Origin of the sequence: Kitasatospora sp. NPDC087861 (assembly GCF_044742585.1) — a bacterium.
GTDB lineage: Bacteria > Actinomycetota > Actinomycetes > Streptomycetales > Streptomycetaceae > Kitasatospora.
The window spans coordinates 1-9,876 of sequence record NZ_JBIUUS010000080.1; the positions used below are offsets into that span (position 1 = coordinate 1).

The 9,876-nt window shown below is 72.7% G+C and carries 10 protein-coding genes; 2 read left to right on the forward strand and 8 right to left on the reverse strand.

Features of this window, described 5'->3' with window-relative positions; genetic code table 11:
* Window positions 1-20: 20 nt before the first annotated feature.
* Complete coding sequence (locus ACIOJE_RS40715) at window positions 21-245, forward strand: hypothetical protein (RefSeq protein ID WP_400783672.1); 225 nt, start codon at window positions 21-23, stop codon at window positions 243-245.
* A 66-nt stretch (window positions 246-311) separates the two neighbouring features.
* Here the strand turns inward: ACIOJE_RS40715 and ACIOJE_RS40720 are convergent, their stop codons facing one another.
* From ACIOJE_RS40720 to traA, 7 genes are all read right to left on the reverse strand, one after another.
* Window positions 312-1,736, reverse strand: coding sequence for a protein rep (locus tag ACIOJE_RS40720; RefSeq protein WP_400783674.1), 1,425 nt, complete (start codon window positions 1,734-1,736; stop codon window positions 312-314).
* Window positions 1,737-2,222: 486 nt separating this feature from the next.
* Window positions 2,223-2,510: a hypothetical protein gene (locus ACIOJE_RS40725; protein ID WP_400783677.1), complete on the reverse strand. Its 288-nt coding sequence runs from the start codon at window positions 2,508-2,510 to the stop codon at window positions 2,223-2,225.
* Window positions 2,511-2,609: 99 nt separating this feature from the next.
* Window positions 2,610-3,689 carry a hypothetical protein gene (locus tag ACIOJE_RS40730; protein ID WP_400783679.1) on the reverse strand — a complete coding sequence of 360 codons (1,080 nt, stop codon included), beginning with the start codon at window positions 3,687-3,689 and terminating at the stop codon, window positions 2,610-2,612.
* Window positions 3,686-4,174, reverse strand: coding sequence for a hypothetical protein (locus ACIOJE_RS40735; protein ID WP_400783681.1), 489 nt, complete (start codon window positions 4,172-4,174; stop codon window positions 3,686-3,688). Before ACIOJE_RS40735 ends, ACIOJE_RS40730 begins: the two co-directional genes overlap by 4 nt.
* Window positions 4,175-4,238: 64 nt before the next feature.
* The gene (locus tag ACIOJE_RS40740; protein WP_400783683.1) at window positions 4,239-4,691 is read right to left on the reverse strand and encodes a protein kilB; all 453 of its coding nucleotides are present in this window, start codon (window positions 4,689-4,691) and stop codon (window positions 4,239-4,241) included.
* 131 nt (window positions 4,692-4,822) lie between these two features.
* Complete coding sequence (locus tag ACIOJE_RS40745) at window positions 4,823-6,844, reverse strand: sporulation protein SsgA (protein WP_400783685.1); 2,022 nt, start codon at window positions 6,842-6,844, stop codon at window positions 4,823-4,825.
* A gap of 21 nt (window positions 6,845-6,865) precedes the next feature.
* Window positions 6,866-7,354, reverse strand: coding sequence for a plasmid transfer protein TraA (gene traA / locus ACIOJE_RS40750; RefSeq protein ID WP_400783687.1), 489 nt, complete (start codon window positions 7,352-7,354; stop codon window positions 6,866-6,868).
* A 143-nt stretch (window positions 7,355-7,497) separates the two neighbouring features.
* Between traA and ACIOJE_RS40755 the strand changes: the two genes are divergently transcribed.
* Window positions 7,498-8,220 carry a GntR family transcriptional regulator gene (locus tag ACIOJE_RS40755; RefSeq protein ID WP_400783690.1) on the forward strand — a complete coding sequence of 241 codons (723 nt, stop codon included), beginning with the start codon at window positions 7,498-7,500 and terminating at the stop codon, window positions 8,218-8,220.
* Between the two features lie 899 nt (window positions 8,221-9,119).
* On the opposite strand, the gene ACIOJE_RS40760 is transcribed toward ACIOJE_RS40755, so the two are convergent.
* The gene (locus ACIOJE_RS40760; RefSeq protein WP_400783694.1) at window positions 9,120-9,260 is read right to left on the reverse strand and encodes a hypothetical protein; all 141 of its coding nucleotides are present in this window, start codon (window positions 9,258-9,260) and stop codon (window positions 9,120-9,122) included.
* Window positions 9,261-9,876: the final 616 nt, after the last annotated feature.

Genomic DNA, 9,876 nt, shown 5'->3' on the forward strand with positions numbered 1-9,876 from the left:
ACGGCCGGTACGGTCCTGGGATGAGCACTCCGAGCCGCCGCCCGCTGTACCGCCGTGACGACGTCGACCAGGCCGCCAAGCCCGCGCCGATCGGTTCCCGGCGACTGCCGATTGAAGCCGCGGTTCTCAGCGGCCAGGCCGCCATCGTCGACGTCCACCAGGAGCAGGCCGAGCAGCCGGGGCGGCGCCCTCTCGGGCGCGGGTTTCTGCCGGCCGAACCGGCCGCCGGAGGCGGAGCAAGTTAGTGGTCAAGGTGACCTTGCGGGCCAAGGAACTTCCCACATGTGGGAAGTTCCTTGGCTCACAGTGGCCTAGTCGGCCTCGACCGCAGGCGCGACGTCGGGCACCGTCACGGTCCGGACTGTCCCGTCCGGCCCCTCCTCGTCGTACGTCCGCAGCGTCGGCTGGCCGAGGATCAGGTGCACGCTGGTGAGGAGCCGGACCAGCGCGGCGATCCCGCCCTCCTCATACGCCTCGTGCACCTGCGTGTCCATGTTGAGGCGGCAGATCCGGCGCCAGGACTCGGTGTCGAGGAAGCCGTACGCCTCCCCGGTCGCCTCGGCCTCCATCACCTCGTCGTCGGTCTTCTCCTCGGTCATGCCGAGGGCAACGCGAAGGCCCCGGGTCCACTCGATCGCCCGCCAGCCCCGGGTGGCGGACTCGTACTCCAGCCACACGGCGTGCAGCTGGGCGACGCGCTTCTCGACCCCGGCGGCGATGTCCTGCTCGGTGGGCTCGGACTGGAGGCGGCGGGCCTCCTGGAGGATCTCCATCGGGGTCAGGTTGCCGATCCGGCGGGCGGACTTCATGTCGAGGCGGGCCAGCTCGTTGCCCGCCGCTCGGCCGCGCTTCTTCCCGTTCGGGTCGTCCTGGGTCTTGGCGACATAGGCGCCGGCCTTTTTCGCGTCGGCGACTCGCTCCAGCCGGTCCCAGCTGATGGCGCGCTTGGCGTTGGGGCGGAACCCCTCCTTGGCCAGCCAGGCCTGCCAGATTCGGAGCCACCGGGCCTGCATCCGCTCGAAGTCGCCGAGCACCACCGCCTCCGCCGGGGAGAGCTTGGCGCGGTCGGCCTTGCTCAGGCCGGGGTCGGGGACGCGGAAGTACGCCACGGGCTGCGGGCCGATCTCCGCCAGCTCGGCCTCCTGGTCCTCGTCGTCGAGGCCTCGCTCGCGGTCGGTCAGGGCGTGCTGGGGCCGGACGCCGCCGAGGAGGACAACCAGGTGGAGGTGCGGGTGCCACCCGTTCTCGCCCCAGGTGACCTCGACCGAGCGCATGACGCCGAGGACGCCCATGCGGGCCCGCTCGCCCTCCCGGCCCCGGGTCGGGTCCCCGGCCCACTGGGCACCGCTGATGAGCGCCTTGTAGGCCCGGCTCATGGCCTTGCGGAGGTCTTCGAGGGCGTGGCGCTTGTAGTGCCGGGCGGTGAGGGTGACGAGGTAGGCGGTCCCGCCGTTCGCGACGTGCCGGGCGGCTCCCTCGCTGATGTCGTTCGCGCGCTCGGCACGGATGACGGCCTGGCAGACCGGGCAGGCCCAGATGGATTTGCAGGTGGTCAGCCCGCTCGCGTGCGAGCGGCCGTCGGCGCCGACCTTGAGGACCACGCCCTGCTCGTGGTCGACGACGCCCCGGCCGCACGCGCGGACCGGTCCGAGGGCGCTCCAGCGCCACAGCAGCCGACGCGATGCGTACCGGTCCGCGCGGCGCTTCTTCCACGCGTTTCCGCTGGTGGGAGCCACCGTGACACCCGCGATGGCGGGCGAGGGGGGAAACTCTGTTACCCCAGTACCGAGACGCTCGTCGGTGGGGGTGGCCGAGGATGCCGTAACCGCGGCTTCGCGGGCCTGCTTCGCGGCCCGGCGACGGTCACGGGCGGCGGCGGCCTGGCGGTCGAGCTCGGCCCACGCGGCGTCCCGCTCAGTGGGGGTGGCCGGGGCCGGGACAGCAGAACGCGCCACGCTGGTCGGCGACTCGCCGGGTAGCGGTGGCGCGGGGATGGAACGGTCTCGTACGCTGGGCAACAGGACCTCGGAGTTGTGAGAGATGACGAGGTTCGGCTACATCGAAGGTCCGGGCCTAGGAACCCGGGCCTTCAGCCGTTTCTGGACTTGTGATCCCCTGATCCTGCCTCACTCGGCGGGGTGCTGGGGCAGGAACTCGCCGCTGAGACGGCGTGATGTTCGTGGGGGCCCGGACCGAGGATGCGGTCCGGGCCCCTTGCCGTGTCAGAACAGCGTGTCGGCCGTGTCGTGTCGGCTGTTGAGCGCGGCACGGGCGGCCCGGCGGCGGCGGTCGGCGCCGCGCCAGCAGGACGGGCACCAGGCCCGGAGGTCGGCCGGCGGGAGGGCCGCGGCTTCACGGTCGGTCAGGTCCGGCTGGCCGACGGTCAAGCGGACCGGCCCCTTGTGGCCCTTGAGGTACTGGCCGTGGCGGACGTTGCAACGGAGCCCGCTCTTGCTGTGTCGGTTGCCGCAGGCGCCGGTGCACTCGCAGGTGCGGTCGGCGCGGGCCATGACGGCGGTCCAGGCCGGGGTGGCGGCGATCGGGTCGGCCGGGCGGCCGGGGCCGTCTCCACCGGCGGGCGGTGGAGGCGACCCTGGCGGTCCGGATGGTCAGTCGAGGTCGGTGATCGACGTCTGGCCGGGAAGCTCGGCCGGGACGACGGTGACGCGGTCCCAGGCCTGGCGGAGCCTGGCGGCACCGGCGACGTAGCCCAGCTCTCGGAACCGGGCCTCCATCGCGCGGAGGCTGCGGGGCGGGTCGGTCTCGGTGCGGATCATGTGGACCACGACGTCCAGCTCGACGTCGCTCAGCGGGGCGCCCGGCTCGGGCGACGCGGGCGCGTCGGTGGCCGTGTCGGCCGTGTCGGCTGGGGCCTCGGCCTCCGGCTCGGGCTCGGGCTCGGCGTCCGGCTCGACCTCAGGCTCGACGGTGGGCTCGGGTTCCGGCGCCGGGGCGGCGATCTCAACGGGAGCGGTCGGGAGTGCCGACACCGGCTCCGGGGCGGCCGACACGGCCGTGTCGACGGCGGGCTCGGCCGGGGCCTGGGTCCGGCCGTACAGGCTGTCGAGGGCGGCGACGGCGGCGGTGGCGGTCCGCTCGGCGTAGGCGTCCGGCAGGGCCGTGCCGAGGCGCGTGTCGCCCGCGCCGATCCGCCGGGCGAGGCGCCAGGCCGCCCGCTCGGAGCGCTGACGCACTCGCTCGTCCGGGTGACGCTCGGCCCGGGCCCGGTGCCACTCGACCATCCGGAGCGCGTCGCCGGTACGGCGGTCGGCCTCGGCGTCAACACCCGTCCGGTGGACGACGATCGAGCGTGCGAGCAGGCCCGCCAGTTCGGCCGCCGCCGTCATGGCCAGCGGAGACACGCCGTAGGCCACCCGGGCCGCCGCCGTCTGGGCCATCACGACCCCGGCGGCGGCGGCGACGACTGGGATGCCGATCAGGCCGACACGCATGGCGGCCGGGTAGGGCCGCTGGATGAGCGTGAGGCCGAGCATCGTGAGGCCGAGGACGAGGATCGCGCCCTCTCCTCCGGCGACGACGCCGATGGCCGTGTCGGAGTCGAGGACCTTCGTCGCGTTGGAGTAGGTCCCGATGGCACCGGCCGCGCCGACGCCGACACAGACGACGAACAGCAGGCCGAAGACGGCGCGGGTGCCCTTGCTCAGGTGGCGCTTCTGCATGGTGGTCACGCCCCAATCCGGATGGTCTGGGTGACGGTCTGTGTCACCGACACGGCGGCCGTGCCGCCCGTGCCGGACCGGCCGCGTCGACCGGCGGCAGCCGCGACGGCGACCCCGGCGAGGAGAAGCAGGGGCAGTCCGGCGGCGGCGCCGGCCGCGAGTGCGGCGACGCCGTCGGCGAGGAGGCCGAGGGCGGCCGACAGCATCCAGGTGCCCGCGCCGATGCCGACGGAGGCGACGGCTGTGCCGACCGCCCAGCGCGGCACGACCGGCCCGGCCGGGGCGGCGGCCGGAGCCGCGGGGAGGGTGGTCGGGATCGGAACGGGGACGTAGACCGGCTGACCGCTCGGCAGGTACGCGACCGTCAGCGGCGCGGCCGACACGGGCGACACGGCCGGGGCGGGCGCGGGGGTCAGCCCGGCCGGGGTGTCCGGGATCAGGGCGGCGAGGAGGTCGGCGGTGTCGATCGGGTGGCCATACTGGGGGGTGTTCACGGGTGCCTCCGTGGGCGCTGGAGCCGTCCCGTTGCCTCGGGGCGGCTCTTCGTATGGGTGGGGGTCAGGCGAGCTGGGCGGCGGCGGCGACCAGGCGGTCGGAGGTCTCCACCGCCTCGAACCGGGCGGCCTCCAGGTAGCCCGCGTGCTCGACGCCGCGGATTCGGTAGACCGCGTCGACGGCGGCCTGGGCCGAGTCGGCGAGGGCGGGCACGAGGATCGAGAGGGTGGCGTGCGGGACGGTGATCGCCGCGCGGGTCTCGTGGCTGACCACGCGGGCGGCGGCGTACTCGGGGGAGTCGGCGCCCTTCGTCAGCCGGATTTCCTCGCGCAAGGTCATCGCGCGGCGGTGATCAGCGAGCGCGACCAGGAGCGCGGTGACGGCCTCGATGCGCTCGGAGCGGCGGGCCTCGGTGCGGCCGGCGGTCCGCTCGGTGCGGGCGCCGCTCTGCTGGATCAGCCCGGCGGTGACGGCTCCGGCGAGGGTCCCGGCGATGGTGATGATGCTCTGCCACATGGTGGTGGCTCCTCCCTGTGCGGTCGGTGTGCGGCGGGGTGTGCGGGGGCTGTGCGGCCCCCTTCACACCCCGCGTGATGTGGGAATTCGCGCTGTGCGGCTGTGCGGGGTGTGCCGGTGTGCGGGCAGTCCTACGCTCCGGCGAGAGCGGGCACGAGGCGGTAGACGCCGTCGGTGCCGGTGGGGGCCAGGCGCCCCTCCTCCGCGAGCTTCTTCATCTCCTTGGAGACCCACGACCGGTCGCGGGTGATCTGGCCGAGGTACGGGGCGAGGTCGCGCACCGCGACCGTGCCGGGGGCGATGCTCGCCAGCGTCTCCACGATCGTCAGCAGCATCCCCCGGGCCTCCTCCGGGCTCAGCTTCAGCGGGGGAAGGGCGACCGGGTCTCCGGCCGGGGGGATCTCAGCGGTCGGGTCGATGCCCTCGTCCTCGGGGTCGACGGGGATGCCGCCGTCCTGGTCGTCGGCGCCGGGGGTCTGGTCGGGCAGGTACACGGAGGTCTCCGTCTGCTGGGTGTCGCCGAGACCCGCGCGGGCCTGGCGGTCGGTGAAGTAGGCGCCTACCGCCTGCTCGGCGGCGGCGGCGGTGATCGGGTCGGTCGGGCGCCGGACGGCCGCGAAGGTGCCGACGACCCACTCGGCCAGCTCGACGTAGTCAGCGGCCGTGCCGGTCCAGTACGTCCGGGCCGGGTTCGCGTGCATGTCCTCGTCGATGCCGGCCGACACGGCGTAGACGTAGCCCTTGCGCTTGTTGCCCCAGGCCGCCGGGTTCGCCCCCGCGTCCAGCACCTCCTCCGGCAGGGCGAACTGCGCGTCGTCGCCCCGCACGCCGAAGCACATCGCGGCCGGGAGCGAGGCTCGGGTGTCGGTGGAGAGCTGATAGCCGGAGGCGCGCTGCATGGAGATGACCAGGGAGACCCCGGCCGAGCGGGCCTCCTGGGCGACGCCGGTGAAGGCGTCCTCGCCCATCTCCCGCAGCGGCTTGGCCGCCTCCTCGATCCAGGCGAGGAGGTACGGCAGCCCCTCGCAGCCGCAGGCCTTGAGCTTCTTGCAGGAGTGGGCCTTGTTGGTCTGGCGCTGGGCGGCGGCGGGCTCCCACGCCCGGTAGCCGTGGTCCCGCAGCCACTTCGTCCGGGCGGGGATGGCGGCCTGGACGGCGGCGACCATCGCCATGGTCGACGGCATGTCGAAGGCGCACCAGTCCATGGCCGGGGCGAGCGGCATGAAGTCCTGCCCGGCCTTGGCCGCGTCGGACAGCCAGACCGTGACGTCGCAGCGGGTCAGGACCTCCAGCAGCACATCGAGGGCGCCCTCGGTCTTGCCGGAGCCGGTCATCCCCATGATCAGCAGGTGGATGGCGTCCAGCAGCGGCAGGAGCAGGGCGGACCCGTCGTCGTAGACGCCGATCCGCAGCGGGGCGGCGATCGAGTCGCCGGGGGCCGAGGGGCCGGGCCACCGGGTCGGGTCCTTGAGCATGTCGGTCGGCACGATCACGAACACCCCGCGCCGGGCCGAGTCCGGGTCCGGCTGGAAGCGGATCGCCGACGGCGGCACGTCGAGGGCGGAGGCCATCAGTGGCATCGCCTTCGCGACGTCCTGGTTGGTCAGCTCTCCGGCCGGCAGAGCGATCGGCACGGTCACCCTGTTGGGCTCCACCTTGGCCGCGCCGAGCTTCGCCTTGGCCAGGCCTACCTTCTCCAGCAGGCTGGCGTCGCGCTCGCCGCCCTCCTGCTTGTCACCGCCCCTGGTGAGCTGACGCACGTTCCAGGAGAGGGCGACGACCGGGCCGCCCATCAGGTAGACGTCCGGCAGCGGCCCGGCCGTCGGGCCCGCCAGGGCCGCCCCGGTGATCCAGGCCGACGCCAGGCCGGTGGTCACCGCGAGGTGCACCCGGCGGGCCTTGCTCATGCCCGATCCGGCCCACCAGGACGCGGCGGTCAGCGCGCCGGAGGAGAGCGTCAGACCGACGGCCGCCGCCGTCGAGCCCTCCCAGGCCAGGTTCGCCGCGACACCGGCCACGCCGACACCGGCGGTGCCGATCCAGGCCGGGAGGTACGGCTTGCTGCGGTGCGCCAGCCAGGCACCGACGTTCGAGGCCGCGCTGGAGTTGAGCCGCTGCTCGTGCTTCTCGTGCTCGGTGGTCTTCTCGGACATGAGCCTGATCCCCTTCCGGGCCTAGAACTTGAAGGGGGAGGTGGTGGCCTGCCGCTGGGGACGCGGCTGGATCAGGTCCGAGTACTCGCGCTGAAGGGCGGCGTGCGCGGCGACCGCGTTCTTCGCGCCGTTGGTCATCGCGTCGGCGGTCCGCAGGAGCTTCCCGGCGACGCGGCGGGCCCGGAGACGGGCGGCTCCGATGTGGTCACCGGGGAGGCGGCGCGCCTGGGACAGGCGGGCCTCCAGGATCTTCCCGGCGATGGCCAGCTCGATGGCCATCTGCGTCATAGCCGCCCGCACGCTGTTGCAGTAGATCCGGACGTCCTCGGTGCTGTCGAAGACCGGCTCTCCGAGGATGAAGTGCGGGGCGTTCTGCGGCTGGCCGTTCCCGGCCGGCGCCTGCGGCTGACCGCCGCCCACGTTCACGTTGAGCGTCGGCTCGAACTTCGCCGCGAAGCCCGGAGCGTAGGCGTCGAAGCCAGCGGTGGCGTTCTTCGAGGTGTTGACCATCGTGGTGTCTCCCCATGGCGAGGCTGAGCCCCATCCGGTGACCCGGCGGGCTTGGTGCTCTCCAAGAGTGGACTCGTTCTGACAGAACGTCAAGGCGCTCTGATGGATTGCGTCTTCGTGCTGACGGCGCTAACGTCCGTTCTATGACGAACACACCGAAGCGCCCCGAGTACCGGCGCGTCGCCGACACGATGCGGGGACGCATTGCCGGAGGGGAGTACGCCCCCGGCGAGCGTCTGCCGACCGGTAAGGAACTCGCCACCGAGCTGGAGGTGAGCCAGGGCACCGCCGAGAAGGCGCTCCGTGTGCTGGCCGCCGAAGGACTGATCACCATGACGACCCAAGGAACCCACGTGACTCGCATCCCCCAGAAGATCCGCCGCGCTGTCCCTCAGCGCTACGAGGCGACCTACCGCGAGAGGGGGCGCGGGGCCTTCGACGTGGAGGTGCGGGAGCACGGCTACGAGCCCCGTTGGGAGACCACGGTCACCGAGACCGACGACGCCACTATCCGTGCCCGCAAGATGTGGGCCGACGACGTGCCGGTGCAGATCGCGGTGACCACGGTCCCCAAGGCCGTCGCCCAAGAGTCCGACGTGAAGGGTCAGGACACCGGCACCGGCGGCATCATCAGCCGCATGGCGCAGGCGGGCCACGGCCAGGACCTCATGCGCGAGGAGATCGACGTCCGCCCCCCGACGGCGGAGGAACAGGAGTTCCTCGGCCTCAGCGAGGACCACCGCGTGTACGAGCTGACCCACAGTGCCTACGCCGAGGACGGCACCACCGTGGAGACCACGGTCCACGTGATGCCGACCCACCTCTGGAGCCTGGCCTACACCTGGTACCCCGACGAGTCCCGCTGAACTGACCGGCCCGGAACTCGAAGCGCCCCCATCTCAGCCCGAGACGGGGGCGCTTCCGCGTTACAACTTTCTCTACTGGTTCAAGCCCTCCGGCGGCCCGGCCCGGGCCGCCTCCTGTCTCCGCCCCGGCTCGCCCGGTCCCTGCCACCGGAGGGAGCGTCAGCGCGGCTCAGGGACATGTCTCCGACGGGCCACCTCCGGGGAACTGGGGGTCCGGCTCTCCGGCTCGGCGTGCGTCGGGGCTGGGCGCGGTCCAGGTGAAGTTCCCCGGCGGACGGCACCCAGGGGCGATATCACGGCCTCTGGGGGTCCCTCACCGGCCGCGCGCGGATCGTGCACGCCTGGCGAGATGGTCGGGACCCCCGGCAGCCGTGATTCGGCGAAGCTGCCGCCCACCGGGGAACTTCACCGGCCCCCGCCTTGGTGTCACGGACGATGGCCAGTCGAGCGTGGAAAGGCCGGCGCCGGGTGGGGCCAGACGAACCCGTTCTTCGACAGCCGCGGATTCGAGCCCGGCCGACTCCTGGCGGCCCGGATCGAGCCCGGCCTGACTCGTCGACGACCGCCGGATCACGTGCCGTACGTCATCAGGTTCACGTACCGGCTGGCACCACCAGGACCGGTCCCTCACGTGCGCGTGCGACGTGCGCGCGCCTTGGCCGCCGTCGACCGGCCGCTCCGCACCGAGGTGATGATGAATTTGGGCGACACACCCTTGCATCACGACCCGACGGACCCCCGCGTCGAAGATGCAAGAGGTGTAGGGCAGTCGACCACCCGGAAGTACGGCACACCTCTTGCACTCCGCTCAGGCCCGGTGAAGTGCTGCCGATTCTTGCGAACAAAAACCAAGATCGAAGTTGGTCACACCTCTGACACTTCGAGCTGCCCCAGGTCGGTCACACCTCAGACACATGCTCCGGATCGCCGTTCATCGCGGCGTACAGCGCGGCGCCGAATCGCGCCGTCTCGGGGTCCGCGAGCCACCTGTCCGCCAGCGCGCAGACGCGCTCCCAGTCCTGCAAATCGTCGTCGCTCATGAGCTGATAACGGCGGAGGGAGGGCTAAGGTATCGTCACTCCGCGACGATACGAGGCCGCCTTCTGGCGGCCTTTTTGCTGCCCTGAAGCCGGTAGCGAGTTAGTGCTTACTGGGCCCAGTAAGCGGGTCACGCTCGGCCCGTGCCCGGGCCAGTAGGTCGGCTCTGGTGACACGGGGGAGTCCTCGCTTCGGTCGCCCGGCGGGTTCGGCCGGCGGCTGTGGTGGCACAGCCGCGGGCGCCGTTTTGACCACGGGTGCCACCGTCCGAGCGCGCGCGACAGCGGCCTCGATCTGCCGGGCCTCGTAGGCCCGCTGTCGGCAGGACCGCCGGTCGTACATCCGCCTGCTATCCGCCCTCGCTGAGAACGTCGCGCCGCACACCGGGCACGTTCGCTCCGTCGTCTCGTCCATCCGGCCAGGCTCCCAGGTGCCCGCCCGTCGAGCCGGTAGGCGCCGCACCACGGCCGTCACGTGACGGTCACGTGACAGTGGGCTCCCATCGTCACGTGACCGTCACGTGACGGCCGGTACGGTCCTGGGATGAGCACTCCGAGCCGCCGCCCGCTGTACCGCCGTGACGACGTCGACCAGGCCGCCAAGCCCGCGCCGATCGGT

Bases quoted from the DNA above. Each gene is read 5' to 3' on its own strand.
- ACIOJE_RS40715 (WP_400783672.1), top strand. From the start codon at position 21: ATGAGCACTCCGAGCCGCCGCCCGCTGTACCGCCGTGACGACGTCGAC.
- ACIOJE_RS40725 (WP_400783677.1), bottom strand. From the start codon at position 2,510: ATGGCCCGCGCCGACCGCACCTGCGAGTGCACCGGCGCCTGCGGCAAC.
- ACIOJE_RS40740 (WP_400783683.1), bottom strand. From the start codon at position 4,691: ATGTGGCAGAGCATCATCACCATCGCCGGGACCCTCGCCGGAGCCGTC.
- ACIOJE_RS40745 (WP_400783685.1), bottom strand. From the start codon at position 6,844: ATGTCCGAGAAGACCACCGAGCACGAGAAGCACGAGCAGCGGCTCAAC.
- traA (WP_400783687.1), bottom strand. From the start codon at position 7,354: ATGGTCAACACCTCGAAGAACGCCACCGCTGGCTTCGACGCCTACGCT.
- ACIOJE_RS40755 (WP_400783690.1), top strand. From the start codon at position 7,498: ATGACGAACACACCGAAGCGCCCCGAGTACCGGCGCGTCGCCGACACG.
- ACIOJE_RS40760 (WP_400783694.1), bottom strand. From the start codon at position 9,260: ATGAGCGACGACGATTTGCAGGACTGGGAGCGCGTCTGCGCGCTGGCG.